Origin of the sequence: Nocardia brasiliensis IFM 10847 (genome assembly GCF_000710915.1) — a bacterium.
GTDB classification, from domain to species: Bacteria; Actinomycetota; Actinomycetes; order Mycobacteriales; family Mycobacteriaceae; genus Nocardia; species Nocardia brasiliensis_A.
Window position 1 is genome coordinate 91621 of the sequence record NZ_BAUA01000185.1, and the last position, 24941, is coordinate 116561.

The 24941-nt window shown below is 66.3% G+C and carries 27 protein-coding genes; 11 read left to right on the plus strand and 16 right to left on the minus strand.

The genetic code is table 11. The annotated features are described in order from the left end of the window. Window positions 1-354: 354 nt before the first annotated feature. The 3 genes from NBRGI_RS36415 to NBRGI_RS36425 are packed head-to-tail and all read right to left on the minus strand — an operon-like array spanning window position 355 to window position 2174. Window positions 355-1110, minus strand: coding sequence for an SDR family NAD(P)-dependent oxidoreductase (locus tag NBRGI_RS36415; protein WP_029901705.1), 756 nt, complete (start codon window positions 1108-1110; stop codon window positions 355-357). Window positions 1111-1143: 33 nt separating this feature from the next. Beyond that, the gene (locus NBRGI_RS36420) at window positions 1144-1902 is read right to left on the minus strand and encodes an SDR family NAD(P)-dependent oxidoreductase (RefSeq protein ID WP_029901706.1); all 759 of its coding nucleotides are present in this window, start codon (window positions 1900-1902) and stop codon (window positions 1144-1146) included. Continuing rightward, window positions 1899-2174: an Atu4866 domain-containing protein gene (locus NBRGI_RS36425; protein WP_051728296.1), complete on the minus strand. Its 276-nt coding sequence runs from the start codon at window positions 2172-2174 to the stop codon at window positions 1899-1901. Before NBRGI_RS36425 ends, NBRGI_RS36420 begins: the two co-directional genes overlap by 4 nt. A 100-nt stretch (window positions 2175-2274) precedes the next feature. Here NBRGI_RS36425 and NBRGI_RS36430 point away from each other — a divergent pair, with 100 nt between their 5' ends. After that, window positions 2275-3141: a helix-turn-helix transcriptional regulator gene (locus NBRGI_RS36430; protein WP_029901709.1), complete on the plus strand. Its 867-nt coding sequence runs from the start codon at window positions 2275-2277 to the stop codon at window positions 3139-3141. Between the two features lie 74 nt (window positions 3142-3215). Here NBRGI_RS36430 and NBRGI_RS36435 read toward each other — a convergent pair whose 3' ends face one another. Beyond that, window positions 3216-3800: a hypothetical protein gene (locus tag NBRGI_RS36435; protein WP_235211217.1), complete on the minus strand. Its 585-nt coding sequence runs from the start codon at window positions 3798-3800 to the stop codon at window positions 3216-3218. 178 nt (window positions 3801-3978) lie between these two features. Between NBRGI_RS36435 and NBRGI_RS36440 the strand changes: the two genes are divergently transcribed. The 3 genes from NBRGI_RS36440 to NBRGI_RS36450 all read left to right on the plus strand — a co-directional run bounded on the left by NBRGI_RS36440 (window position 3979) and on the right by NBRGI_RS36450 (window position 6161). Continuing rightward, a complete protein-coding gene (locus NBRGI_RS36440; protein WP_051728297.1) occupies window positions 3979-4923 on the plus strand; it encodes a LysR family transcriptional regulator in 945 nt (314 codons plus the stop codon). 34 nt (window positions 4924-4957) lie between these two features. Then, entirely contained in the window at window positions 4958-5254 is a 297-nt protein-coding gene (locus NBRGI_RS36445) for a DUF6506 family protein (RefSeq protein ID WP_029901715.1), read from the plus strand. Window positions 5255-5594: 340 nt separating this feature from the next. Then, the gene (locus tag NBRGI_RS36450; RefSeq protein WP_051728298.1) at window positions 5595-6161 is read left to right on the plus strand and encodes an SMI1/KNR4 family protein; all 567 of its coding nucleotides are present in this window, start codon (window positions 5595-5597) and stop codon (window positions 6159-6161) included. 215 nt (window positions 6162-6376) lie between these two features. Here NBRGI_RS36450 and NBRGI_RS36455 read toward each other — a convergent pair whose 3' ends face one another. Next, complete coding sequence (locus NBRGI_RS36455; RefSeq protein ID WP_029901719.1) at window positions 6377-6694, minus strand: hypothetical protein; 318 nt, start codon at window positions 6692-6694, stop codon at window positions 6377-6379. A gap of 636 nt (window positions 6695-7330) precedes the next feature. On the opposite strand from NBRGI_RS36455, the gene NBRGI_RS47810 reads away from it, so the two are divergent. Continuing rightward, complete coding sequence (locus NBRGI_RS47810) at window positions 7331-7885, plus strand: hypothetical protein (RefSeq protein ID WP_148311097.1); 555 nt, start codon at window positions 7331-7333, stop codon at window positions 7883-7885. A gap of 253 nt (window positions 7886-8138) precedes the next feature. Here NBRGI_RS47810 and NBRGI_RS36465 read toward each other — a convergent pair whose 3' ends face one another. The 6 genes from NBRGI_RS36465 to NBRGI_RS36490 all read right to left on the minus strand — a co-directional run bounded on the left by NBRGI_RS36465 (window position 8139) and on the right by NBRGI_RS36490 (window position 13769). Continuing rightward, a complete protein-coding gene (locus NBRGI_RS36465; protein ID WP_029901724.1) occupies window positions 8139-8579 on the minus strand; it encodes a pyridoxamine 5'-phosphate oxidase family protein in 441 nt (146 codons plus the stop codon). Between the two features lie 35 nt (window positions 8580-8614). Next, window positions 8615-9313 carry a TetR-like C-terminal domain-containing protein gene (locus tag NBRGI_RS50020; RefSeq protein ID WP_081878379.1) on the minus strand — a complete coding sequence of 233 codons (699 nt, stop codon included), beginning with the start codon at window positions 9311-9313 and terminating at the stop codon, window positions 8615-8617. Window positions 9314-9428: 115 nt separating this feature from the next. Further along, the gene (locus NBRGI_RS36475) at window positions 9429-9785 is read right to left on the minus strand and encodes a glyoxalase superfamily protein (protein ID WP_029901728.1); all 357 of its coding nucleotides are present in this window, start codon (window positions 9783-9785) and stop codon (window positions 9429-9431) included. A 663-nt stretch (window positions 9786-10448) separates the two neighbouring features. Next, the gene (locus NBRGI_RS36480) at window positions 10449-11480 is read right to left on the minus strand and encodes a hypothetical protein (protein WP_029901730.1); all 1032 of its coding nucleotides are present in this window, start codon (window positions 11478-11480) and stop codon (window positions 10449-10451) included. 35 nt (window positions 11481-11515) lie between these two features. Beyond that, window positions 11516-12469 (minus strand): RNA polymerase sigma-70 factor, encoded by a 954-nt coding sequence (locus NBRGI_RS36485; protein WP_029901732.1) that lies wholly within the window; start codon window positions 12467-12469, stop codon window positions 11516-11518. A gap of 109 nt (window positions 12470-12578) precedes the next feature. Continuing rightward, on the minus strand, window positions 12579-13769 hold the full coding sequence (locus NBRGI_RS36490; RefSeq protein ID WP_029901734.1) for an NAD(P)/FAD-dependent oxidoreductase: 1191 nt from the start codon (window positions 13767-13769) through the stop codon (window positions 12579-12581). Window positions 13770-14106: 337 nt separating this feature from the next. Between NBRGI_RS36490 and NBRGI_RS36495 the strand changes: the two genes are divergently transcribed. The 3 genes from NBRGI_RS36495 to NBRGI_RS36505 all read left to right on the plus strand — a co-directional run bounded on the left by NBRGI_RS36495 (window position 14107) and on the right by NBRGI_RS36505 (window position 16736). Beyond that, on the plus strand, window positions 14107-14379 hold the full coding sequence (locus NBRGI_RS36495; protein WP_051728299.1) for a DoxX family protein: 273 nt from the start codon (window positions 14107-14109) through the stop codon (window positions 14377-14379). A 127-nt stretch (window positions 14380-14506) separates the two neighbouring features. Further along, window positions 14507-16024 (plus strand): FAD-binding oxidoreductase, encoded by a 1518-nt coding sequence (locus NBRGI_RS36500; protein WP_051728300.1) that lies wholly within the window; start codon window positions 14507-14509, stop codon window positions 16022-16024. 301 nt (window positions 16025-16325) lie between these two features. Next, window positions 16326-16736, plus strand: a complete 411-nt coding sequence (locus tag NBRGI_RS36505; protein WP_029901740.1) for a hypothetical protein — start codon at window positions 16326-16328, stop codon at window positions 16734-16736. 396 nt (window positions 16737-17132) lie between these two features. Here NBRGI_RS36505 and NBRGI_RS36510 read toward each other — a convergent pair whose 3' ends face one another. The 3 genes from NBRGI_RS36510 to NBRGI_RS45705 all read right to left on the minus strand — a co-directional run bounded on the left by NBRGI_RS36510 (window position 17133) and on the right by NBRGI_RS45705 (window position 19232). Then, on the minus strand, window positions 17133-17945 hold the full coding sequence (locus tag NBRGI_RS36510) for an aminoglycoside adenylyltransferase domain-containing protein (protein WP_029901742.1): 813 nt from the start codon (window positions 17943-17945) through the stop codon (window positions 17133-17135). A gap of 125 nt (window positions 17946-18070) precedes the next feature. Beyond that, on the minus strand, window positions 18071-18616 hold the full coding sequence (locus NBRGI_RS36515; protein WP_029901744.1) for a dihydrofolate reductase family protein: 546 nt from the start codon (window positions 18614-18616) through the stop codon (window positions 18071-18073). Window positions 18617-18743: 127 nt separating this feature from the next. Continuing rightward, a complete protein-coding gene (locus NBRGI_RS45705) occupies window positions 18744-19232 on the minus strand; it encodes a hypothetical protein (protein ID WP_051728301.1) in 489 nt (162 codons plus the stop codon). 124 nt (window positions 19233-19356) lie between these two features. Here NBRGI_RS45705 and NBRGI_RS36525 point away from each other — a divergent pair, with 124 nt between their 5' ends. Continuing rightward, window positions 19357-19977, plus strand: coding sequence for a TetR/AcrR family transcriptional regulator (locus NBRGI_RS36525; RefSeq protein ID WP_029901748.1), 621 nt, complete (start codon window positions 19357-19359; stop codon window positions 19975-19977). Between the two features lie 135 nt (window positions 19978-20112). On the opposite strand, the gene NBRGI_RS36530 is transcribed toward NBRGI_RS36525, so the two are convergent. Further along, window positions 20113-21111, minus strand: coding sequence for an NADPH:quinone oxidoreductase family protein (locus tag NBRGI_RS36530; protein WP_029901750.1), 999 nt, complete (start codon window positions 21109-21111; stop codon window positions 20113-20115). 300 nt (window positions 21112-21411) lie between these two features. Between NBRGI_RS36530 and NBRGI_RS36535 the strand changes: the two genes are divergently transcribed. Both NBRGI_RS36535 and NBRGI_RS36540 read left to right on the plus strand, forming a co-directional pair. Next, window positions 21412-22476: a cobalamin-independent methionine synthase II family protein gene (locus NBRGI_RS36535; RefSeq protein ID WP_029901752.1), complete on the plus strand. Its 1065-nt coding sequence runs from the start codon at window positions 21412-21414 to the stop codon at window positions 22474-22476. A gap of 95 nt (window positions 22477-22571) precedes the next feature. After that, complete coding sequence (locus tag NBRGI_RS36540) at window positions 22572-23783, plus strand: sigma factor-like helix-turn-helix DNA-binding protein (protein WP_029901753.1); 1212 nt, start codon at window positions 22572-22574, stop codon at window positions 23781-23783. On the opposite strand, the gene NBRGI_RS36545 is transcribed toward NBRGI_RS36540, so the two are convergent. Then, a complete protein-coding gene (locus NBRGI_RS36545; protein ID WP_235211219.1) occupies window positions 23749-24696 on the minus strand; it encodes a hypothetical protein in 948 nt (315 codons plus the stop codon). The two genes, NBRGI_RS36540 and NBRGI_RS36545, sit on opposite strands and share 35 nt — an antisense overlap. Window positions 24697-24941 lie beyond the last annotated feature (245 nt).

Genomic DNA, 24941 nt, shown 5'->3' on the forward strand with positions numbered 1-24941 from the left:
GTAATGGCCCGCTCGGCCGATGCCGCCGTCAGTTCCCGGTGATCAACCGACCGATGTGCCTGCGGAACTGGTCGGGGTCACCCGGCCACCGCCAACCAGACCACCCCGGCCGCGATTCGGTCACCGCACACCCTCTCCCCAGCGATTGCGCGGGCGCGGGCACCGACCGAGCCCTTTTCCGACACTCGCCCATTCTTACAACCCGGACAGCCGGCTCACCCTGGAGGTCCCGGTCGTTCGCCGAGCAGAGCCACGCGTCACGAGCGGACATCCTGTGCCGCAGTCGATCTCACCGCGCAGAACGACCAGCGGCATGCGGACATCCGGCACTCGGCGTGGATCCAGGGCTGGTCATCAGTATGCGGTGAGTCCGCCGTCGACGACGAACTCTGCTCCGGTGACGAACGAGGATTCGTCGCCGGCCAGGAAGAGCATCATGGGAGCGATCTCGGCGGGACGACCTGCGCGGCGCATGGGAGTGCGCACGATGTCGGGTTGTCGGTCGCCCTGCTCGTCCAGCAGGTCCTGGATCATCGGGGTGGCGATGACGCCGGGATGCACGGAGTTGACCCGGACGCCGCGGGTCGCGTATTCGACGGCAGCGGTCTTGGTCAGCAGGCGCACTGCTCCTTTGGATGCCTGGTACGCGGCGGCGGCACCGCTGCCGACCAGCCCGAGCACCGAGGAGGTATTGATAACGGAGGCGTTGCCGGACGCACGCAGCAGCGGCATCGCGGTTTTCATCCCGAGCCAGGTGCCGGTCTGGTTGACCGCGATCACCCGATCCCAGGCGTCCTCGGTGGTTTCCTCGATACCGGGCCAGTCCACGACACCGGCGATGTTGACCAAGACATCGAGGCGGCCGAAGCGTCGCCGGGTCAGTTCGATCGCCTCGCTCCAGTTCTCCGGCGAAGAGACGTCCAACCGGGCCGCCAGCACATCGGCGCCCTCGGCTTGCAGAGACGCGGCGAGCCGTTCCACCGCGTCCTGGGCGATATCGGTGACGACCAGGCCGGCCCCTTCCCGGGCGAACAGTTCCGCGACAGCTTGCCCGATGCCGCCGGTCGCGCCCGTGATCAACGCGACCTTGCCGACCAGCCGTCCAATCATGAAGTGCTCTTTTCTGGTTGTGGTTGCTGGGAATCAGGCGGCGGTGTAGCCGCCGTCGGCGGCGACGATCGCGCCCGTGATGAAGCTGGACCGGGGCGAGGCCAGGAAACCGATCACCTCGGCGATCTCCTCGGGCTGCGCGACACGGCCTACGGGGTGGGCGTCGCCGAAGGAACGCAGATACTCCCGGCTGTCGGACCGGAAGTTGTCGAGCATGTCGGTCTCGATCACACCGGGGGCGACGACATTAGCCCGGACACCGTGCGGACCGCCTTCGAGCGCAAGCACTTTGGTCAGCTGCGCCAGCGCCCCCTTCGACGCGCTGTAGGCCGCCGCGTCGGCCAGGCCGACTGTGCACGCGAACGAACCGACGGTGACGATCACACCTCCACCGCGTTCGCGCATCACCCGGAACGCCTCTCTGGCGTGCAGAAACGCTCCGCGAGCGTTGATCGACATCAGCTCGTCCCAGTCGCCCGCGGTGGTCTCGGTGATCGGTTTGTTCACCGATCGGCCGGCGTTGCTCACCAGGATGTCCATGCTGCCGAACCGGTCGAGCGCCGCGTCCACCGACCGCACCGCGGTGTCCTCCCTCGACACATCGCCTACCAGGGTGGACACCCCGTCGAACCGAGTGGCGAGATCGTCCACCTCGGGGCGCAGGTCTGTGGCCAGCACTCGCGCGCCACGGGCGTGCAGCCAGGCGACCGTGGCCGCGCCGACCCCGCGGGCCGCGCCGGTGACCAGCGCGACCTTGCCCTCCAGTTCACGGTCGAAGCGTGGTCCGTTCATCGCGCTGCCTGCCCACGGCGGTGAGCAGCGGCGGGCTCGCGATAGAGGACGAGATGCTCGTGGTAGAGCACGCCGTCGCGGATGTCGCCCGTCGCGGTGAAGCCGGTGTCGTCCACGTAGTCGAGATGGTTTCCGGTCACCGTGTAGCGGCCGGTATAGGCGCTGCGCCGGTCACCGCGCGCTTCGTCGTAGCGCCCGTCTGCGCGCAGCTCCTGCCGGATATGCCCATCCGCGGTGACCCACATGCCGACCACGTCGATATCGTTCGTCATACCGACAGCGTCGGCGACCGCGCAAAAGGAAGCCAGGACGTGTGCTGGCTGGGTGCGCCGCACCCACCCAACCAGGCCGGCCGCGACCTAACCTGGTGCCATGGGCAGTGGTGAACTGGGTGCGTTCCTGCGAGCGCGCCGCGCACAACGGGCTCCCGAAGACGCGGGCGTTCTCTACTCCGGCCGTCGCAAGGTGACCGGCCTGCGCCGCGAAGAAGTCGCCGTACTCGCCGGGGTGAACGCCGACTATTACGCCCGCCTGGAACAGGGCCGCGAGACTCACCCGTCACCGCAGGTGCTCGACGCTCTCTGCCGCGCACTGGATCTCGGCCCCGACGCCCGCGAGCACCTGTTCCGGCTGGCCGGCACCACACCGGACGACACACCGGCGCAAGTAGCCCAGACGGTGAGCCCAGACCTGCGGCAACTCATGGACAACTCCCCGCACACCCCGGCCTTCGTGCTCAACCACATCCTGGACGTCCTGGCCACCAACGCCCTTGCCGACGCGTTGTTCTCACCATTCCGCGCGGTGGACAACCTCGCCCGCATGACCTTCCTCGACCCCGCGGGACGACGGTTCTACACACGCTGGGACTGGACCGCGCAGGCCACCGTGGCGAATCTGCGGGTAGCCGTGGGCCGCACCCCGCACGACCCCGGTCTACGGCGCCTGGTGACCGAACTCGACGAGAACAGCCCGCACTTTCGCACCCTGTGGGAGACCCACCAGGTGCGCGGCAAAACCCGCGAACCCAAACACCTCATGCACCCCGACGTCGGCCCGCTCACCCTCACCTACCAGGCATTCGACGTGCGCAGCGCCCCCGGCCAGCAACTGATCATCTACCAAGCCGAACCCGCCACACCCAGCGCCCACGCCCTCACACTGTTGGGCAGCCTCCACACACCACGCGCACCGGTCGACACCCCAACTCGCGAAAACGGCCACCTCCAGCGCCGCTGACCCCACGACCACACGGGATCGGCGGCACCGAATGCCCGAGCGGTGATACCCGTCGGGAACAGCCGAAGCCTCGATTACCGCGAGGGGCAGTGCACATTCCCGGAACACACACCCGCCCCAACAGTTTTCGCTGTGTGCGTGCCGTTTTCCGTACTGGGGACAAAGACCGGATTGAAACGTTCGCGGATGTGCGCGACGGGGTCCCCGGCCGCGTCCAGGAACAGGTATTCCTTGTATACGCAGCGCTGTAGATCGTCCAGCCAGGCCGACCAGCCGCTGGCCAGCAGCACGCGCGGCAGCTGACGGCCCGCGGCCGCGAGGGTATGGCCGATCGGCGCGCTGCCGTCGGTGAGCAGCGCCGTGATGGCGGGGTCGCGGCACACCACGGTCACCTCGTTGCTCGACACCACCGCACCCGTCGAGGTGCACAGCTGGGAACGCCGATACATGATCTCGTCGGTGGCCGCGCACCCCAGCGCAAAACGCACCTCCGGAGCCACGGCAGCGGCGAGGGCGGCCTGCTGCTCCTGCAGCGACAGCGACAGCGGTTGCCCCAGTAGCGCTTCTAATAATCGGGTGGTGGAGCCGTCCGCGTGCAGGATCATCCGCGCAATCGGCGGCATGGCCAATTCCACTGTGTTATTGGCAAATGCGCCCACGGGTCGGAGTCTAAGCGCACGCGGGGCAACCCGCAGGGTGGACGGCGATCCTTCACCTTTGTCGAACCTCTTGTGGTCGGCGTAACCGAGTCGCCGCCGATCCGTGCCCGAGCGTGTGACGCGTTGGCGGGTAAGCCGTCGCGCTGGTAGACGCGTCTGTGTTCGATAGCGTGACGGAATGGAACTGCGACAGTTACGGTATTTCCTCGCGGTTGCCGAGGAGCGCAACCTGACCCGCGCGGCGGACGCGGTCGGAATCAGACCGACGTCGTTGAGTCAACAGCTCATCGCGCTCGAACGTGAGCTCGGCACAGCGTTGTTCGTGCGCAGTTCCGTCGGCATGACGCCGACACGGGCAGGCATACGGCTTGTGGAACATGCACGGACAGTATTGAATTCGGTGCACATGGCGCGAGAATCGGTGCGAGAAGAGCGAATTCCACGTGTCGCCGTGACACCCGGCGCACCGCCGTGGATTGCTTCGGCGTTGTGGCGTGGATACGCCGAACCCTCCGTCGAACTCTGCGATATGCAAACTTCCGAACAGCTCTCCGCTTTGCGGGCGGGTTCGCTCGATGTGGGAGTTCTGCTCCTGCCCGCCGACCTGTCCGGACTGGACCACGCCGTGATCGCGGAAGCCGAGCTCGGCGTGATCCTCGCCGCCGATCATCGGTCAGCCGAGCGCACCGCGGTGCAGTGGGCTGATCTCGAGGGCAGCGCACTGCTGTGGTTCACGCGTTCAGCCGCGCCCGGCTATTACGACATGATCCACGAATCGTGGACCCGAGCGGGCTGGCGACCGGCCGCAATCCGGGAGAGCGCCCCGCGACGAGCACTGTTCATTGCGGAGCTCACACACGGCGCGGATGTGGTCGCCCTCCGACCGGCGTGGGATGTGCGCGCGGGCGACGGCTTGGTGTGGCGCCCTCTCGTCGGCGCCCCACTGTCCATTCGTTATGCGCTGGTCTGGAACTCGGCCGATCCCGCAGCCGCACGGCACCACGCGATGGTCGCCGACCTGCTGCGTGCGGCACAGCCGCACGAGTATCCGGTTTCCCCTCGTGGACAGCGCGCCCCCGAATCGGCTTCTCTGGGAACCGATCTGGTCGCACCGCAGCGATGAGTCGCGCGGGCGAAGCTCGACGAAAGGCAGTCATATGGCGCTCACCACATGGGGATTCATCTACACCGCGGCCGGTAGCGATCCCGGACAGGAGACCGTAGTCGAAACACCCGCGTGCCGGTCGGTCTTCGTCGGTGTCGACAGCCCAGAGCAGTGCATAGACGTGGCGCGCCGCCTGGTCGACGGCGGCGTCCAACTGATCGAATTGTGCGGCGGATTCGGTCCGGTGTGGGCGGCCCGGGTGATCGAGACGGTGCATGGCGCGGTTCCGGTAGGCGCGGTGGCCTACGGCGCCGAAGCCGTCAGCCAGGTGCACGCCATCCTCGCGTGACATCGAGCCTCCCGCGGGCAGTCCGGACCTCGATGCCCAAGCGACGTCGAGTTCGGAAAACCTGCGGACTAGAGCGATGTGGCATCCGGAACTCGGCACGTGAGTACGTTCGTTGCGGCGCCGGCTCCAGCTTGACGGCTGAGCGCCCACCGGATGTTCCGGACCGGCGCGCAACTGCGCCCGATAGCCGCGCCGCATGCGGGGACGATGGGCGCGCACGCCGAGTACGAGTCGTGGCTCGATCGAACGCACAGGAATATCCCGATGCGACGATCGACCTAAGCGGGGGAAGATGTCGGCGCGGTCGGTAAGACCGCGGCCGTTTGTCGAAGGGATTGCTGTGGAAGACCAGATGGGCACTGTCGCGCTGACCAAGATCCTGCCCCCGGATCTCGGTGCGGACGAGCAAATCGATTGGTCCGCAGCACAGACGCGGTGGGGCACGCGGTTCCCCAATGACTACATGGCGTTCATGTCCGTCTACGGCGGTGGCGAACTCGTCGCAGCCGACGGGTTCGGCGGGCTCGTCATCCTCATGCCGCTGCCCAAGGCCAGCCGTTTCCTGAACGATCAGACCTTCGAAGAAGAGACGGAGAACGCCCGTGACACCTGGGAGATGGTGGGAGGCCAGGAAGGCCTCGACATCGACCCCCAAGACATGCTCGCCTGGGGCGTCACCTCAGGCGCCGACATCCTGTGCTGGTTGACCACGGATCCCGACCCCGACCAATGGCCGGTCCTGGTTTGCGGGCGACACACCGATCAGAACTTCACCCTCTTTCCTTGCGGCATGGTCGAATTCCTCCGCAGGCTGATTCTGAACGAGCACGACCCCTACCCCATCAGCATCGACCTACGAGGCCGTTCACTGCACTACCTGCACCGGCTCGAAATAGAAAAACGTTGAGCCACAGCGCCACAATGAGCGCGTATTGCTATGTCGCGACCGAGATTTGCTGCTGGACAAGCGATCACGATCAATATCGACAGACTCCGGCGGACGGGTTCGAGCCGCGCGATATGCGTCAATAGCGCGCATTGGAGCCATTTCGTCCGTGCACAAGATCGGCGTGGCGCCTTGGCTGTCAGTGCCGACGCTTACCGCGCCACCGCGCCGGACCGTCAGCGCGCGATCACACAGCTAGCGAAGGTGTGGGCGAGTGTCTCTTCGAGTTCACGGTAGCGTGGCGCCGATTCCGCACACTCGCCCAATCGGGACCCGACCCGGTCCTGCTCGGTCTCCGTGAACTCCGTATCCGCGCCCCACACCTTCTCTTTCACGCAGCTCCTGAATGTTTCGAGCAGGACGCGCTTTTCGTCGTAGCCGATCGTGTCCAAATTCCGCGTGCACTCGGCCCCTACGGGAATCAGCTTGCTGTACAGGTCGCTGTCCGCGTCGGAAGTGGCCCAGGCAGGTGCGGCGAGCACCGTGCTGATCATCAATGGGAGGGGAATTGCCGACAACAGTGCCCGCGACAAGTGCGACATCCTTCGTCCTTTCGGTGACAGCCGCCTTACCTCACTGGCTGAAAGCATGGCATCGGTCTCACGCGAGCGGACGCCGCGCGCACCGCACGGCGAGTCCGGCCGCCACAAGCAAGAACGTAGAAGGCACTGATGCTCCCCAGGCAAAGCGTTCTAATCGGCAGTTGAGTGCGTTCGCCGGGGTGGCGGCCGAGCCACGTCCGCCGAGCGCTCAGCGCGCAATACCGGATGTTTCGCAGCTAGCGTGCCGGATCGTGATTACCGGGACGGTGCAGCGCTCGGTCATGCGGATTTCGCCGCTCGTAGATCGATGAACTGTGCCTCTTCTTGCGATGGGTACGAAAGTTCGTGCTCGACCATCGAATCTGACTGACAGGCCGGGCAAACCAGGGTCTCGCCGGGAGCGGCGTCGGTGCGCGAGGATGGCGCCACCTTCTAGTTCGTTTGAGGCTGTCGCGGGCTGAACCGCGTCGACTGCATGACCGTCAGTCAGGAGAGTTCGTTGCGAATCGCCAGTGCGATCCCTCATACCTACCCGGGCTTGCGCAGATGACCCGGCGACGTACGACCGCTTTCCACGACTTCCCTGCCATGAGTACCGTGCCGAGTTCGGCAGTCATGCCTCGACGCTCGCGTTTTCGCTGGTTCTGGGCCATTTTGACGCTCGTGACATGCGGGGCACTGCTGTGGGGTTGCGCTGCTGTCTTCGTCATCCCGACGTTGGATACAGACCTGGACGTCGAAGAGGCGCAGGGGAAAATGGACAAGGCCCATATCCGGATACCTGACACGTTCGAATTGGTCAGGATGAGACGATTCGGTTGTCCGGGGTGGGCACCAGGTACGTGTGGTTACGTAGGCAGCTATGTCGGGCCGGCGGATCAATTACCGGACCACCAGACGATCTTCACCGATCCGACCTATCATCAGCCACTCCGGCCGGTGACATGCGCCGAGCTGAAAAAGCAGATCGGCTTCGAACCGGCAACCAAATCAGGTGAGAACGATTGGAAGTTCGATTGTGCGAACGCAATCGAATTGTTCGCCAGCACACCCTACGCCGACAGCCGACATGACTACCCCGAACTCACGCTCGCGCGCGACTCACAGGTCGCCACAATCTACTTCTATCAACGCCCGACCTGACCCACTGATCGGCGACGGCGTGCTCGAGTCCGCGACCCGTCCACGCAACGTCGCACAATCGGCACTATCGGATGTTTGCGAGATCGACTGGCGGCCAACGGCTACGACGCTCGGAACGCGGCAGATAGTGCGTTTGCTTCAACTCAACTGTCGAGGCGGCTCGGTCAGGTATGGGTCGTTCGCCGGAACCGGAACATCTCCGCTGGCCAGCCCGCCGTACTGCTGAAATCCGGTCGCAGGCACAGCTGACCGATCAGTGCCTCCGGGTGACCGTCACACCGCTACCGGGACGCCAGTGCTCGATAACAAGCAACTCTGCGGCCGCGTCGACCCAGGTGAGAACTGCATCAGTGAGGTCGAGCCGGAAGTCGTGGACACCCGGTGGCGATCCGAAAGCGGCCTTCGCCGGTCCGGTGATCTCGACTGCGACACCCATGACTTTGGCGTCACCGTCGCCGGGATGGGCGTGAATAGCGCACCGCCCGTCACGCCGCAGGTCGGCTGCCTTCACGGCGGCGGGCATGGAACCGAACATCAGATCTGGCCCGATGAATTCCACCTCCGATCCACTCACTCTCGGGGCGCCATCCCGGCGCAGCGTGGCCAGCACATGGGTCTTGTGTGCTTCGAACCGGGACCTCACTTGTGCGGCCAACTCAGGTGCTTCGCTCGCGAACTGTTGCCATGTCGTCATGAAAACAGCGTGCCAGCGCCGTCTGACAGCTCTTGTCAGGTTTTCAGGTCGGTTTTGCCCAGCCAGATTTCACAAAGCGAAACGCTCGTTCTTCGGCAGTTGAGTGCGTTCATCGACTGAGGTCGCGGCCTTGGGACCGCGCGCACAGCGGCAAGAGAGCACGTGGTAGGACGCGACCTGGCAGGCGTGCGCACTGAAGCCGGCGGGCCGAGGCAGCGGGCTTGTTTGCGTCGGCGGGGCTCGAAGTCCGGTCCAGGCACGACGACGTGCCTGGAGGGCAAGACGGACAAGGTCCTAACAGAATCTCCTCGGACTCGATGGGTGCTCGACGCACACTGCGGCGCGGTCAGGGGCGGGTGGTGAGGGCGGGCCAGAGGGTGGTGGTGAGCTGTTCGGGCAGGCTGGCGCGCGGCGGCGGCGCCGCGCAGGAACGCGCCGAAGACCATGGTGACGATGGTGCGGGTGTCGATATCGGCGCGGACCGCGCCGCGCTCGATGAGCTGGTGCAGGACGTGTTCGACCTGGGTGACGCGGGGTTCGACGGCGCGGGTCACGACGTGGGCGAGGAGTTCGGGCACGCGTTCGGCTTCGCTGATGAACCCGCCCTGCACGAAATCGGCCGCGCCGCAACAAAAACGGCAGGTAACCTGACTTGGCTCGAGATCGCTGATCTTGGGTAAGGTGCTGGCTGTTGAGCTGCGGTTTCGTCGTGTGAACGGCGAAAATCTGCGCACTGAGCCGGCCGGTTCTGGGGGGTCTGCCCATCGCTTCCCGGTTACGGCTTCAGCGTCAAGCCGGGCGTTGTTCGTCGACGAGGTCCGGTCATTCTTCCGGCTGGTCCGCTGATGGTCACCCGTACTCGGTAAGCGGCTGGCTGAAGATCAAAAAGTGCCCATCGGGTGTCCGTACGTTGAAGTCGCGCATCCCGTAGGGCCGGTCAGCCAGTGGCTCGACGATGTCGGCGCCGCGGGCGCGCAGCTCGTCGTGGCAGGAATCGACGCCGTCGACGACAACCACCACCCTGGCCGGGCCGACGCTGCTTTCGGCGTATAGGTGGAACTCGGCGGTGTCGCGGATCACGGCCGCGTAGCTAGGTGGGGTCTCCCAGGTGAATATGGTGTCGAATCCGAGCACGTCCGTGAAGTACGACCGCGCTGCCTGCACGTCTCGGCACGGCAGCACGGGAACCGCCACCCGCATGACCATTCCGTCACGTTACCTGACTTTGGCTCGAGATCGCTGATCTTGGGTAGGGTGCTGGCTATTAGCGGTTCCTCTCGGTGGTAAAGGGAAGGTCTGCACGTTCACGGTAGGGCCTGCGGAGGCGGGCCGTGCGGTGAACGGAATTCCGTACCGATCGTGAGATGTGTTGCGCCACAAGATCACATTCCAAATGCGCGCCTCAGCGAGAATGCTCGCTCATCGGCAGTTGAGTGCGTTTGCCGCGGCGACGATCCCGGCCCGGCCTTGCCGTCGCCAATCGGGTGCAGTCAGAATCGAGACGTGCGCGGTACTGCTGGGCCACCGCCGATAGCCCGCTGCGGCGATCACAACACCCCTGCCCGCACTGTGAACCCGGGTGAAGTGATCTCATCCGATCCGCCTTCGTCCATATCCGCCGCTCCTGCCGATGTCATCAGGGCGCGCACGCCCGGATCGTTCGAAGCCAAAGGCTCGATTGTCAAAACTCCGGCCTGAGCCGGTCGAAAGCACTCGTCGGGTCAGCAGCTGGGCGGGGTGCTGATCGGCCACTGTCGGCGCTGGGATAGCGCTGAGGGTCGGTCGGTTGGCCTGTGTGTATCGGTACCGGGTCGTGGCCAGGCAGGGGTTTGCAGGGGTCGCCGTAGATCCGCCGAAAATCGGCGGGTATTACGTGTGCTGATACTCCGTTCGAATTGCACGTTCGGATTTAAAGGTGGCACGAGGTGCGCGCAGGCCGCCGATCAGGCACAGCGCTGCCCCGAGTGTGGCCCAGACGACCAGGACGGTGACGGCGGGGGTAGCGCCGCGGCCGTCGAAGAAGGCGGTCGATCGTAGTAACCGACCACCCGCCCCGGGTGGCAGCAGTTGCCCGAGTGCGCCGGACCAGCCGGGCAGCATTTCGGGTGCGGTGGCCGTACCCGAGAGTGGGTTGCCGATGAGCATCATGATGACGGCACCGATCCCGATTCCAGCGTATCCGAACACCGATTCGAGCCCGAGAACAGTCAGGGACGTGGCCGCGATGCTCAATGCGACGGCGCCTGTGTTGGCGGGGTAGGAGCCGCTGAGCGAGCCGAACCAGAACTGCAGGATTCCCGCCACGGCTAGGCCGCCGGTGACAGCGAATGCAAGCGCGCCGCTGATGCGGCGGCCGGTGCCGTGCACGAGCCTGGTCAGCAGCACCGAGGCGAGCAGGCCGCCCATGACCAGCGGGAGTGCGGCTGCGGACAGGCCGGCGCCGCGCGGGTCTTCGGTGGGCAGTGCGGCGAGGTCGCGGACCGCCATCGGTGTAGCGGCATTGCCGCGCGGGCCGAGTCCGGTCGCCATGGTCTGCAGGGTTTGGGCGAGCGCGGTGCTGGCGGCGGAGGCGATGATGACTTGCGGGGTGTCGGAGCTGAGATCTATGGCTCCGTACACCTGCCGGTCGCGGATAAGTTGTTCCGCGCTCGCGGTGTCGGCGACGTCGGTGATGTCGAAGCTGCCCGGCGCGCGCTGCTCGAGCGCGGTCCGGACCTGGGCCACCGCGGTGGCCGGCCCGGCGACGGCGATCGGCACATCGTGCACCGAGGACCGCACCGACGGCCAGGCAAAGGCGATGAGTAATACGCTGGTGATCGTCGTGAGCACGACGACCGCCCCGGCCACGGTCGGCCATCGTGACGGAAGCCTGTCGGTGGCGAGCGGTACCCGCGTGGTCATGTCTACTCCCTCGAACGGTCGTGTCATTGCTGGTGTCAGCGCAGGGCGAGTGGTGTTTCGGTGTCGATGTGGGTGAGCTTGTGCGGGTTGCGGACAAAGTAGAGACCGGTGATGCGAGCGTCCTCGACCCGCATCGCGAGGATGCCGTCGAGTTCTCCATCGACGTGCACTGCCAATGCGGGGCTGCCGTTGATCGCGGTCGGCTCGACGGTGAGTGCGACGTCGCGCTTGCTGAGGCCACCGACCATGAACCGCGCCACCTTGTCCGCGCCGACGACGGGGCGTGGGGTGGCCTGCTTGATGCCGCCGCCGTCGCTGACCGCCACTACCTCGGGGGCGAGTACATCGAGCAGGCCCTGCAGGTCCCGGGTCTCGAGCGCGCATCGGAACGCTTCGACAACCGCGTGCGCCTCGCTCGCGGTGACCGCGCGGCGCGGTCGACGGGCCTCGACGTGGCGGCGGGCGCGGTGGGCGATCTGGTGCACGGCGGCGGGAGACTTCTCCACCGCGGCCGCGATCTCGCCATAGCCCAACCCGAACGCTTCGCGCAGCACGAATACCGCTCGTTCGACCGGAGTCAAGGTCTCGAGTACGACCATCAACCCCATCGACACGCTTTCGGCGAGTTCCACATCGGCGGCCACATCCGCGGTGGTGAGCAGCGGCTCCGGCAGCCAGGAGCCCACGTACGCCTCGCGGCGGCGTCTCACCGAACGCAGCCGGTTGAGCGCCTGCCGTGTGGTGATCCGAACCAGATAGGCGCGCTGGTCCTCGACGTGCGCCACGTCGACGCCGACCCAGCGCAACCAGGTTTCCTGCAGCACATCGTCGGCGTCCGCCCCGGATCCGAGCATCTCGTAGGCGACGGTGAACAGCAGATTGCGGTGCGCGACAAACGTTTCCGTCGACGCGAGGGTGGCGTGGTCACCGGCGCCGAGGCTCGCGGCCTCGCCCGCGGCCTGCCGTCGCGCACCGGATTCGCCCGTCATGTGCTTGGATTCCTCTCCTCGCGGTGGATCGTGGGGCCGGTACGGCGCGGCGTCCCGATTCGAACGCCGCTGCACACCGTGCCGCTGGTGACAGCGGCGAAATCGGCGTCTACGCGCTGGGTGTCGTCACGTTCTCATCCCGGGCTCGCAGCAGATCGGGCCGGTGTTCACCATCCTTCGGCCAGTGGTGCGAGCCGGGCTCGTGCGCCTCGGTCACCAGGTGCTTGACGCTGGCGGCGCAGGAGAACTCCTTGAGCTTGCGGCCCATGAACCCGGTGAAGTACAACCGCTTCGCCGTGTCGTCCTTGTGCAGGAGTTGGAAGATCCCGGCACGGCGACCAAAACTGAAGCACATCGCCTGGAATGCCAGGTCGATCGGCGCTGGCCGCTCACCCGCGATCCGGGCCAGCACCGTGTCGGCGGCGTGGGCGCCCAGGCAGCCGGCGGTGTAGGCACTCATCCGGAACGGCAGATCCGACGGCGCCGACGCGTCGCCCGCCGCGATGATGCGATCGCTGTCGATGCTGGTCAGTGCCTCGTCGGTGAGCAGCCGCCCGGCGGCGTCGGTGCGCAACCCGCTGCGGTCGGCTAGATCGGGCACACCGAAACCCGCAGCCCAAATGGTGAGCTGACTCGCCAGGGTGCGACCGTCACCGAGATCCACGGATCCCGACCCCACCGCGGTGACCGACGCATCCGGACCTTCGATCACCTCGACGCCCAGTCTGGTGAGGTATTTGCGAGCTGCGCGCCGAGCGCTGGGGTGCAGGTACGGGCCGACGACACCGCCACAAACCAGCCTGACACGGCGACCCTGTTCGGCGAGTTCGGCAGCGGTCTCGACACCAACCGGGCCGCCCCCGACGACCGTCACCGGGGCCGTCACAGGCGTGTCGAACAAGGCCGACCGCAGCCGCTGCGCGGACTCGAAAGTCGCGACCGGATAAGCGAATTCGGCCGCGCCCGGCACCCGCGGTTCGCCACTGAGGCTGCCCACCGCGTAGATCAGGTAGTCGTAGCCGATACTGCCGCCCTCGGCCAGGGTCACGGTCCGCGCAGTCGCGTCGATGTGCGTAGCGTTGTCGACCACCAGTTCGACGCCCTCGGCGAGCACCTCCTGGTAGTCGACAACCGCGTCGTGGGTCCCGCCGACCAGCTGGTGCAGGCGCAGCCTGGGGACGAAGAACTGCCGCGGATTGATCACGGTCACCGTCACGTCGTTGCGCTGCCGCACACGATTGGCCGCCATCACACCGGCGTATCCGCCGCCGACCACGACTACCTCGATGCTCTTGTCCATGGTGTCTCCTTCGATCCGAATGGGTCGAGTACAAGACACCGCATCGACGAAAATCCTGACATCCTGTGACACGCATCACAGTGCCGTTCGGGCCTCGGGCTCGCCGCGTGATCGAGGCACCGAAGATTCCGTATCGAGATCGCCGGTCGGATGAGGCTCCGGTAAGTGATCACATCACGGACCGAGGCTGTCAGAAGATCGCGGCCCACGGTGTCTTATGCCCGACCAGTTACATCACCCGGAAGCCGACACCGATGCCCGCGAACGGCATTGCCCGGCCGCCCCTCGGCAGATCAACGGCCGGGCCCGAGTCGCCTGCACCTGAAAGAAGAAGCCCATGAACCTCACGCTCTGGATCGTCGCCGGGCTGCTTGCCGCCCTCTCCATGTTCAGTGGCGCCACCAAAGTGTTCTGGCCCAAGTCCAAGCTGGACGAATCAACGGATTGGACCGAGAGCACCAGTGCCGGTTTCGTCAGAACCCTCGGGGTCCTCGAGTTCCTGGCTGCGGCAGGGCTGCGTTTCGCAGCAGTAACCCAGTTGTTCGGTACCAGCGGTATGTGTAGAAGCCATCGGAGGCCAGGTAGCCAGGGCTGCTCCGATGGAGGCTGAACTTCGCGTACGTCAGGCCCGTTCGACCTCGTCGGTGGGCGTCAACCAATTCGCGCGCCGCGCGTTGCAGCTCGTCGTTCGGTGCGCACAGGTGAAGTGGCGGGGTCGATGGCGATACCCAGCTACTGTGGGGCAACTGACCTGGGACGGTCACGCGTTCGGCATCAACCGAAAGGGCGGGTGCGTGGGAGTGGTGAGTTTCGAGGATCTGGTGCACGACCGTCTCGCGTCGATGGCGGCGTCGTTTCCGGATGATGTGAGCTTCGACGACGCCACGGCGAGCTGGAACTACCTGGCCGAGACCCACCCGGTGGGCGTGGTCGCCCCGTGCTCCACCTCGCAGGTGCAGGAGGTGATCCGGTGTGCGCGCGAGGCCGGGGTGATGCAGCTGGCGATCCGTTCCGGTGGGCATAGTTTCGAGGGCGGCAGCCTCGGCGGGCGCGACGGGCACGCGGTGGTGATCGACATGATCGAGATGAACGACATCACCATCGACCGCGACGCGCTGACCGCGACCGTCGGTGGGGGCACGCTGCTCGGCGATCTGACCGTGCGGGCATGGGAGCAGGGCGGGTTGATGCTGCCCGGCGGCAACTGCGTCGCGGTCGGGATCGCCGGGCAGGCCCAATGTGGCGGCTACGGCCATTACGCGCGCACCCACGGTATCCAGGTCGACCGGCTGCTCGAGGTGCAGATGGTGCTGGCCGACGGTTCCGTGGTCGTCGCCGACAAGCACCACAACGCGGACCTGTTCTGGGCGATCCGGGGCAGCGGCACCGGTTCCTACGGGGTGATCACCCAGCTCACCGTCCGATTGAACAAGGCTCCTGCGGCCCCGGCGAACTTCGTCGTCAAATACCCGCTGACCGACACCGGCTCCTTCATCCGCACGTTCACCGCGTTGCAGGACTATTCGCTGCACGCCCCGCTGACGTTCAACCCGATGATCGTCATCTGGCGCGAACGGCTCTCGATCCTCGGGTGCCTGGCCACCGACACCGAGGCCGACCGCGAAGCACTCATCGCCGACATGCGCGAAAAGCTCCCCGCCACCGAGGAATTCGAGATCCAGCGGGTCGACTACCTCGAAACCATGCGCCAGCAGGGCTTGACCGACACCTCCGCCCCGTTCTACCCGGACCTGACCGATATCCGCCGCGAACGCCGAGAACACCTGCGCTACATGAAGATCAAGGCCGGATTCGTCCCCGAACCGTTCACCGACGAGTTCATCCGCAAGCTGGCCCGACACGCGGTCACCCAACCCAGCGACGGCGTCCGCATCCAACTCCTGGGCCTGGACCCCAACTCCGGGCTGCCGGTCGAGGCCACCGCCGTCAAGAACCGCGGCTGCCCCTGGCTGATGGGCATGTCCTCGGCCATCTTCCTCGACCAGGCCGGCGACATCGACACCATGGTGACCCTCGGCAAGCAACGCGACCAATGGCTACACGAAGCCTACGAAATCTTCTACCCCATCCTCGCCGGCGGCTACATCGGCGACGACGACTACGAAGAAGGCGACCACGGCCGCGACATGTTCGCCAGCTACTACGGCGAGCACCTCCCCCGACTCAAGGCCATCAAACGAAAATACGACCCCGACAACCTCTTCCACCACAAACTCAGCATCCCCCTCGGCTGAACCCAGCACTCGGCCGCCAGGTGGCACGTCGGTCTACGTACCCCCATATTTCCGATCCCAGAACACACTCAATTCGGCATTTCAATGCATTGCAGACGCCGAGATGATCTCAGCTCGTTGATCTTTGAGTCATGCCGCGCGCGGCCGGTCTGACCGACCCTGTGGCAGAAGCGGATACCCATAGTCGGCCATCACACCGAACGACGGTCTGCCCACCGTTGGTCCGCGCTGCCGCTCGTCGGGACCTAGCGGAGGAGAAACTCCATCGCCAGAGATCGCTTCGTTGGCTACCGTCGGCTGCATGATCTATCCGGGCGGCGACTCGGCGTCGCGAGTGGCGCGGCTGGCGAACATCGCGCACGAAGGCTGGATGCAGGATTGGCCTATCGAGGTATCCGATCCGGCACGTCTGGATGAATTCGTTGGTCTGCTGCTCGCGAACAAGGCCGATTGGGAGCTGAGTTTCTGGTTGTTCGATCTGGTCCTCGAGTCGGCCGAGCGCGACCTGGTCGTCACGCCGGCGCAGGCGGATCTGTCGGAACGAACCGCGTCATGGGTCGACGCTCTGGTTGCGGCTTGGGAGGCCACGCAAGCGCCGGGAATTGCGCAGAGGCTCGAGTACTGGGCATGTCTGCAGGCAGGCTCTCCCGAGGAGATGTTCCGCGTTAGTCCGCTGGTACGACAAGCGCGTCGAAGGATCGGCCACAGCTAGTTCCGCAGGCGCGAGCGTCTGCGGTCGGGTGGCGTGCATGCCCGGAAGTCTCCCGGCTGCTCCAATCCTGGAGCTCGGCGAGCTTCTCCTGATCGACTGCGTTGCAGCCGGAGCCGTCGTTCGAGGCCCGGAATCGTGATGGGTCGCGCTGCCCCGGCAGCGCACGCTTGGCTCGCCGAGGACGACACCGGCGCACGATGCCAGACGCCCCGACAGGAAAGAGGTCGGGCGATGCACGATGTTCGGCTTGATGGCGTGTCAACCGACCTCGAAAAGGCCGCCGCGTCAACGGAACTCAGTAGCTGAGCGCATACCGTGGTCGATGTAGCAGTGGGCGGCAACCGGATCGAATGCGGCGTGCAGGTGCTCGGCGGTCGGAGGACGGCTCGTACGCGCTCAGCCTTCGTCTCGGTGACCTGTTGATTCGGCGGCGTCCTCGACACATTCACGGACCCATGCCAGAAAAGTCCGTACGTCTGCGGCGGGCAGCTCGAGCGCCGCGGCGCGGGGGCGCTCGAAGCTGTGCACCGCGGCTTCGAGGAGGGGGCGGAATTTCGGCTCCGATGTCGAAATCAGTTGCGCGGACTTGCGTTTGGCCACCCAACGGCCGGTACGGCAGAAGGTGATGGAGCGGCAGCCGTTGAGCACCTGATTGTCGGCCAGGTGGCCGACGCCGGTGGCGTGCTCGCGCACCGAGGCCAGTATCGCGGCGAAGAGATGACGCTGCGACGGTGCCGCGAGCACTTGACGCACCGGACGCCCGTAAAGGACCCGCCCGGCCTGGTAGGCGATGGAGCGATCGATGACGTACCAGAATGCCGGTGACGCCGCGGGATCGAAACTGGCGCGCTGCGGCAGCAGCGGCCCGGTGTTGAGATCCAGCAGGTACCCGGCCCGATCGGAAGCCCGGTCGGCAAAAGACGAGTCGTACACAACGAGTTCCAGGCCGGCGGCAGGGCACCGCAATGCACTGTGGGTCAGCGACTCCGCCAGCGCCCGCACAACATCGCCGGGGATCGACGGCTCCACGACCATGTTCACGTCGATATCGCTGCGCCCGTGGCGGTAATCGCCGAGCGCGATCGATCCGACCGCGAAAATACTGCGGAGGTGGGGGCCGCAGACAGTGCGTGCGCGTTGCACGAGCTCCCCCAGGTACGGCCGCAACTCGAAGGGAACCGCTGGTGGGTCGAGGAGGGAGTGGGTCATGCGGCCAGTATCCGGGTCGACGCAATCGACACCCGGACGGACACCGACGTCAGGTCGGTGCCAGCCAGACCGGCGACAGGACAACCACTTAGGCGGTATGTCCCGGGTAATCGTCGAGACGAACGTCAGCGTGGGGCGAGGCGGTGTACGACGATGCCGGATTTGAAGGTGGTCGTCCCGAGCAGTCGGAGGTGGGTGCGGTCGGGGTAGCCGTCGAAGAGCCGCTCGCCGGTGCCTGCGATGGCGGGGAAGATCCAGAAGTGGTACTCGTCGACGAGTTCGGCTTCGAGCAAAGTGCGCGACAGGGAGCCGGTGCCGAACTTGAGGATGTCGAGGCCGTCTTGCGCCTTGAGCGCACGCACCGAGTCGACGATATCTCCCTGCAGGACAGTGGCGTTCCAGGTCGTGTCCTGTTGCGCGAGGGTGCGGGACGCGACGTATTTGGGCATGGCGTTGATCCGGGCCGCGTAGGGGTCATCGGCGGGGCGAGTGGGCCACACTTGCGCGAATCCCTGGTAGGTGTCGCGACCGAGCAGGAGCGCATCGGCGCCGAACAGCAAGGTGGTTCCGTATTCGCTGTGCTCGTCGTCCCAGTACGGTGCACCCCACTGGTGCGGGTCGCCGATCACCCCGTCGGTCGTGACGAAGGTGGATTCGATGATCTTGCGCATGGACAGCCTTTCGATCTTGTCGGATGTTCAGCATCGCCAGCTGAAGCCCCGTGCAACAAGCGGTATTTCGGCAACGCAGCGCTAACCGACACGCAACGCCGGCCGACGTGGTCGGTGCGCGGCATGTTCACGCACCGACGCGTGCCCGTTCTGCCTCGATACCGGCAGTTCTAGAACTCCCGCCGCCTCGGGCCAGCTCCTCGGCCATGCGGGCAGTGATGGTCATCAGCACGCGAGCTGCGATGGCCAGCTCCTCAGCGGAGACCGCGCCGTAGGCGGGGCCCAAGATCTTGCCGGACGCGGCGCGCACCCGGGCGACCATGTCGCGACCGGCCTCGGTGATTTCCACCTGGCCGACGACTGACTCGGCTAGCAGCCCATCCTCGATCAGGGCGGTGACGGCGTCGGCGACAGTGGCGAGTTCCCACTGGGTCATCTCCGCGACCTTCGCGACGTGGACCGAGCGCTCGATCGGGCCGCCGGCCAGGGCCTGGTTCAGGGTGATCCAGCGTTGCTCGTCGAGCGTGGTGCCGGACAGGGCACGAGTCAGGATGGCCGTGTGATGCTTCTCGGCCTGGCCGATGATCGCCGGGTTCAGGGTGGCGGTGGTGCTCATTGCGATCTCCTTGCGCGGGTGGTGATGCCGACAATTCTGACACTAAGTTCCATAAGTGCACAAGTCCCAATAAGTACTCAGTATCTTTCGGGTCGGAGGTTCTTCATCCGGCTAGGATGCCGATATGCCGATCGACGACCGCGCTCTGCCGCTGCGTGAACGCAAGCGGCTCCGCACCCGCCGGGCTCTCGCCGACACCGCCCTGCGGTTGTTCACGGAGAAAGGCTTCGCCGCCGCCACCATCGAGGAACTGGTCGACGCGGCAGAGGTCTCGCGCAGCACCTTCTTTCGCGCCTTCCCGACCAAAGAGGCCGTCGCCATCGAGGCCGAAACCGAGCTCTGGGCGGGCTATCTCGACGCCCTGACCGAACGCGAACTCACCGGGCCGGTCCTCACCGCACTACGCGCCGTCCTCGTCGACGCCGTCACCGCGCTCCCGGAGGACTGGGACGAGCGCTACATCGCTACCCGTCGACTGGCCCTCACCGCACCCAGCGTGCTCGGCCATATCGACTACACCCGCTCCGGCGTGGAGAACCGCGTCGTCGCGCAGCTGACCACCGAACTCGACCTCCCGGAGGACGATCTGCGGCCCCGCATCCTCGCCGAACTGGCCACCACCGCTTGGAGCCACGCAGGCCGCGGCTGGGTCGCCGCCAACGGCAGGGGTGGCCGAGCCGCCCTCCTCGACCGCCTCCACGCGGCCTTCGACGCCATTCCCGACGCGCTCCAACTGTCGACGTGATTCGGTCACCACTCGCCCACCGAGACCTGGGGTCGCCACAGCGGGCCGATGAACTTTCCGGACGCCTCCGTCCTTACTGACGAACGCGCCGCCGACCCGGCTCGCCGGCCAGTCGTGACGTAGCAGCGCAGCGGTTCACGGACGTATCGCGAGTTTCCCTGTGGTGGCGCGGGATTCGAGGGCCACCAGGGCTTTGGGTCCATCGGCGAGGTCGTAGACGGTGGGGGCGCCGGGTGAGTAGACGCCGGATTCGATGAGGGTGGCCAGTTCGGTCATCAGGTCAGTGAAGAGGGCAGGGGCGGATTGGATGAGGATGCCCAGGTGTAGGCCGATGACGTGGACGGGGTGCTGGAAGTTCAACTCCCAGTTGGTGACAGCGGATTCGCCGGCGGCGACACCGTAGACGATCACGCGGCCGGTCACCCGCTTGGCAGCGGCCAGGCTGGCGCGGAAGTTCTCGCCGCCGACGGATTCCAGAACGATATCGGCGCCGAGGCCGTCGGTCAGGCGCAGGACTTCGGCGGCGACGTCGGCCGTACGGTAGTCGATCACGTGGTCGGCGCCCGCTGCACGCACGGTGTCGTGCTTGTCGGGTGACGCGGTGGCGATGACGGTGGCGCCGTAATGCTGTGCCAGGCGGACGGCGGCTTGACCGACCGCGCCGGCCGCGGCATGGATGAGGACGGTTTCGCCGGTGGTGATGCGGCCCAAGGGTTTCAGCGCGGCCAGGGCGGTGGCCCAGTTGAGGATCAGGCCGAGTGCTTGTTCGTCGGACCAACCGGACGGGATCGGCGCGACCGCGGCGGCGTCCTGCACCATGTATTCGGCGAAAGCGCCGTAACCGGTGCCGATCACGTGTGCGCCGAGCGCGGGCTCGGTGACGCCGGGGCCGAGGGCGACGACCTCGCCCGCGGCCTCGAAACCGGCGAGATAGGGCGCCTGCGGGCCGCCGTTGTAGGTGCCGTGAGTTTGCATGACGTCGGCGAAGTTCACCCCGGCTGCGGTGACCCGGAGCAGGACCTCCCCCGGCCCGGGCGTCGGCACCGGCGCATCGGCGATCAACCGCATGTCCTGCGGACCGGTCAGGGACGGCTGCCGCAACGCGCGCATGGTGCCGGGAATGGTGCGGGTCATGGTGTTCGAACTCCGTTCTTCGGGACCGACTCGGCACAGCGCCACCGGCCGACCTCATCGCTACGACAGCTGTAAGCCCGCGCAGCCCCGAAGTGTTCCCGAGACCGACAGCGACGAAGGTCGAATAGTGCCGTCCAGTTTTCTTCGCCCATTCATGCGGCAACCGCATGTGTCCCCGCCGGACCCCGGCACATATTTTGTCAGATCTGCCGACTAAGCGCTGCCCTGTCCGCACGAGTCTCGAACAGGCACAGGCCATTTGACGATCATGGAAAGAGTTATTCACCTAAACTGCACAATGTGAGCATCCCCACGGAGCCAATCGGAAGCATTCCCCGTCCCAGCGAATTGCAGGCCGCCATGGCGGCCCATGGTGCAGGCGAAATAGATGACGCTGCGCTCGCTGAGATCCAGCAGCGGGCTGTCGGTGACACCCTCGAACGCATGGCACAGGCAGGTTCCCCGATCGTCACTGACGGCGAACAGTCGAAACCCAGTTTTGTCACCTATCCCATCGCCGGTCTGACCACCCTCGCCGCGGAGGGCGCGGTGATTCCCTTCGCCGACGGGCACCAGCGGCAACTGCCGGTGCTGACCGGTGGACCGTTCCGCTACCAGGCGCACGCGGCGGACTATCTGCGTGCGGCACAGGCGGCGACGAGCCTGCCGGTGAAGCAGGCCGTCATCGCGCCGTCGGCGTTGAGCCTGCTGTATCCGGCGGACGGGATCGCCGACTATCCCCGCGAGGCCTTCCTGGCGGACCTGATCGCCGAGGCCGAAGCCGACATTCGCGGGTGCCTGGACGCGGGCGCGGCGGCGGTGCAGCTCGATTTCACGGAGGGACGACTCTCGCTCAAGCTCGACCCGAGCGGCGGCGTGCTAGATCAGTTCATCGAGCTGAACAATCTTGTGCTGGAACGCTTCTCGGCCGAGGAGCGGGCGCGGATCGGGGTGCACACCTGCCCCGGCGGCGACCAGGATTCCACGCACAGCCTCGACGTCGACTACATCCAACTGCTGCCGAAACTGTTGCAGCTCGAGGCGGGCAACTTCTATATCCAGTTGGCCAGCGAGCCGGATCCGGAGAAGGTGCTCGCGGTGATCGCCGAGCACCTGCCCGCGGACGCCCGGATCTTCGTCGGCGTCACAGATCCGATCGATCCGCGCGTGGAGACCGCGGAGGAAGTCCGCGATCGAGTGCTGGCCGCGGCCCGCCACATCCCGGTGGACCGGCTCGGCACCTGTGACGACTGTGGGTTCTCCCCCTTCGCCGACGACACCTCCACCTCCCGGGATACCGCGTTCGCCAAGATCAAGGCGCGGATCGACGGCACCGCGCTGGCGGCCGAACAGTTGGGGGTCTGAGCTACCGATCGCTGCGACCCCCTCGGTGCGGCCGAAATGTCGGTACCCGGCATTAGGCTGAGCCGACAGTGCAACCGAGCCGAGGGGGTCGCAGCGTGACGGCAAGCCGGGAGCTCGAGGCGTCGGACGGCACCGACCCCGAGCTACTCGATCTGCAGGACGACATCTCGTTCGAGCTCGAGGAGATCAACGAGCTGCTGGCCGAACTGATCGCGCTGCAGGCCGACCGCAAGGCCAAGACGGGCGAGATCCTGTCCGCCCGGCTGGGCGTCGGCGGCGAGCAGCCGGAGACCCTGGCCAAAATCGGGGCGCGCTACGACCTTTCGCGGGACCGGATCCGCCAGTTGCACACCAAAGCGGTAGGCCAGCTGATCCGCGACGCCCAGCTGAGCGGGCACCGCGCGCTGGGCGTCTTCGCCCAGCGCTATCCCGTCGGCACCCGCGACCAGCAACTGGTCCGGGCTTTGCTGGTGGAGACCTATGCCACCGACACCGATATCGCGGCGCACGAGCTGTCGTATCTGAAGCTGCGGCTGGCCGGGCACGCGGCAGAGGACGCGAAACGGGTCTCCGGATTCGTGTCCCAGCGCATCGCGGCCTGGCAGAAGAAGACGAACCGGCGGCTGGCCAAGCTGCGCGACGCCGAACCGCGCGCGACGAGTCAGCTGAATCCATGGCTGGGTCAGGTGGATTGGCCGGGCACGGCGACCCCCGACGCCTTGCCGCTGTCCTCGGCGCGCACCGTCGACAGCGACGACGACGGCCGTGGGCGGTTCTACCTGGACAAGGTGGGCCGCGACGTGCCGTTCGATTCGGGGTTGGCGGCGCGGCTGCTCTGGATTCTCAACGCGAGCGATCTGGTCGACTCGTTCCAGGAACAACCCGTGGCGGTCGCTTACACCATCGACGGCGTCGAACGGCTCGGCTACCCGAGCATCGCGGCGCGGCTCACCGACGGGCGCGTGGTGCTGATCGACGTGCAACCGCTCGGACACGTTGCCTTCCACGTGAATCGAGCGAAGTCGGCCGCGGCGCGCGCCTGTGCGCACCAGAAGGGCTGGGGGTGGCTGATCTGGACCGGCAGCCTGCTCGGCGTCCCCGACCTGCTGGCCAGGGAGGTCGACGCGGGCGCGCTGCGCGAACTGGTCGAGCAGGGCCCGGTGCCGTGGCCGACGATCCGGCAACTGCACCACGAGACCGGTCTGGCACTGCTCGACTTCATCGCGCTGGTGTTGCGACACGAATGGCGCTGGGACCGTGCGCCGTTCCGGCTCAGCGCACCACCAGCGCACCCGCCACGAACGTGACGATCAGCATCATCGCGCAGCAGGTCACCAGCTGCCAGTGATTGATGGTCTGCTGCAGGCTCTTGATCGTGTTGCGCAGCGTCGTGTCCACCCGGTGGTGGTCGTCGAGTTTGCGCCGCGCCTGCGCCAGCGCATCGGCCCGCTCCTGCGCTTCCAGCTCCGCCCGTTCCAGCCGGGTGGTCAGCTTCATGACGTTCTTCTGCTTGTCGCGCACGGTTTTCCGGGACAGGGCCAGGGCGGTGCGCTGATTGACCAGCTCCTGACGCTGCCGGGCGATGATGGTCGCCTGAGTCCTGGTGTGATGCTCCCAGTCGGCCACGGTCGCCCACCCTCCTGTCGTCACGTCACGATAGCCCCACACGATGTCGCCGGTGACCCAGCCGTGGATGAAGTCGCGCAGTTCGAACGGATCGCGGCGGGGCGCGGCGACCGCGCTGTGCGCGGTGTCGAGCATGCCGCGCACCGTCAGGTAATCGCATGCGGGCGGCGCGAAGTCGGCGATGCCGAGGGCGTGCAGGTGGTCGACCCAGTACCCGGGCGGGCACAGCCACAGCACGTCGGTGATGCCGGCCGCACGCATCCGTTGCGTATGTTCCTGTGCCAGAGTCCGTTCCAGTGAACCGCTGCGCACCTCGATGACGAACTCCCGCTCGCCCTTGCGCCAGTAGATGTCCACGGGCACGCCGTCCACCCGCCGGTCCACCTCGGCCACGTCGGCGCCGAACGCGAGCAACCGGCCGCACAGCCAATACTTCAATCGCCGCATATCCCATTGCGCGGCGTCACATTCCGGGCATTTACAGCCGTATCCGGCGGACTGTCGGCGGGCTTTGCCCGGACCGTCCGCGATACCCAACTCGGCGAGCATCGCCCGGCGACCGCAGGCGATCTCCGCCCGCTGCTTCGTTCTCACGCGACCACTCCCCTGCACACCTCCGCAGGCCTGGCGACCTACGCCATAGATCAAGAGTGCGCCACTCGCGCAAACCTCGCCAGTCCCCTTTACCCCGCGCCCGGGTGCGCCACGATGGCAGATTTCCGGTCCAGCGCCTGGTGTAGGCTGCGGCACAAGGAATTTCGGGTACCGGGCGGGCCGGAACACCTTGCTTATACCGGTGGATTGACAGTAGCCGCCATCCTGCGATGACACCGCGCCGC

Excerpts from the sequence above, each read along its gene's own strand:
- NBRGI_RS36525 (WP_029901748.1), top strand. The coding sequence starts at position 19,357 with ATGCCGATCGACGACCGCGCTCTGCCGCTGCGTGAACGCAAGCGGCTC.
- NBRGI_RS36440 (WP_051728297.1), top strand. The coding sequence starts at position 3,979 with ATGGAACTGCGACAGTTACGGTATTTCCTCGCGGTTGCCGAGGAGCGC.
- NBRGI_RS36480 (WP_029901730.1), bottom strand. The coding sequence starts at position 11,480 with ATGACCACGCGGGTACCGCTCGCCACCGACAGGCTTCCGTCACGATGG.
- NBRGI_RS45705 (WP_051728301.1), bottom strand. The coding sequence starts at position 19,232 with ATGAGCACCACCGCCACCCTGAACCCGGCGATCATCGGCCAGGCCGAG.
- NBRGI_RS36465 (WP_029901724.1), bottom strand. The coding sequence starts at position 8,579 with ATGACGACATGGCAACAGTTCGCGAGCGAAGCACCTGAGTTGGCCGCA.
- NBRGI_RS36505 (WP_029901740.1), top strand. The coding sequence starts at position 16,326 with ATGATCTATCCGGGCGGCGACTCGGCGTCGCGAGTGGCGCGGCTGGCG.
- NBRGI_RS36415 (WP_029901705.1), bottom strand. The coding sequence starts at position 1,110 with ATGATTGGACGGCTGGTCGGCAAGGTCGCGTTGATCACGGGCGCGACC.
- NBRGI_RS36515 (WP_029901744.1), bottom strand. The coding sequence starts at position 18,616 with ATGCGCAAGATCATCGAATCCACCTTCGTCACGACCGACGGGGTGATC.
- NBRGI_RS36430 (WP_029901709.1), top strand. The coding sequence starts at position 2,275 with ATGGGCAGTGGTGAACTGGGTGCGTTCCTGCGAGCGCGCCGCGCACAA.
- NBRGI_RS36485 (WP_029901732.1), bottom strand. The coding sequence starts at position 12,469 with ATGACGGGCGAATCCGGTGCGCGACGGCAGGCCGCGGGCGAGGCCGCG.
- NBRGI_RS36530 (WP_029901750.1), bottom strand. The coding sequence starts at position 21,111 with ATGACCCGCACCATTCCCGGCACCATGCGCGCGTTGCGGCAGCCGTCC.
- NBRGI_RS36510 (WP_029901742.1), bottom strand. The coding sequence starts at position 17,945 with ATGACCCACTCCCTCCTCGACCCACCAGCGGTTCCCTTCGAGTTGCGG.
- NBRGI_RS47810 (WP_148311097.1), top strand. The coding sequence starts at position 7,331 with ATGAGTACCGTGCCGAGTTCGGCAGTCATGCCTCGACGCTCGCGTTTT.
- NBRGI_RS36445 (WP_029901715.1), top strand. The coding sequence starts at position 4,958 with ATGGCGCTCACCACATGGGGATTCATCTACACCGCGGCCGGTAGCGAT.
- NBRGI_RS36475 (WP_029901728.1), bottom strand. The coding sequence starts at position 9,785 with ATGGTCATGCGGGTGGCGGTTCCCGTGCTGCCGTGCCGAGACGTGCAG.
- NBRGI_RS36490 (WP_029901734.1), bottom strand. The coding sequence starts at position 13,769 with ATGGACAAGAGCATCGAGGTAGTCGTGGTCGGCGGCGGATACGCCGGT.
- NBRGI_RS36495 (WP_051728299.1), top strand. The coding sequence starts at position 14,107 with ATGAACCTCACGCTCTGGATCGTCGCCGGGCTGCTTGCCGCCCTCTCC.
- NBRGI_RS36420 (WP_029901706.1), bottom strand. The coding sequence starts at position 1,902 with ATGAACGGACCACGCTTCGACCGTGAACTGGAGGGCAAGGTCGCGCTG.
- NBRGI_RS36425 (WP_051728296.1), bottom strand. The coding sequence starts at position 2,174 with ATGACGAACGATATCGACGTGGTCGGCATGTGGGTCACCGCGGATGGG.
- NBRGI_RS36455 (WP_029901719.1), bottom strand. The coding sequence starts at position 6,694 with ATGATCAGCACGGTGCTCGCCGCACCTGCCTGGGCCACTTCCGACGCG.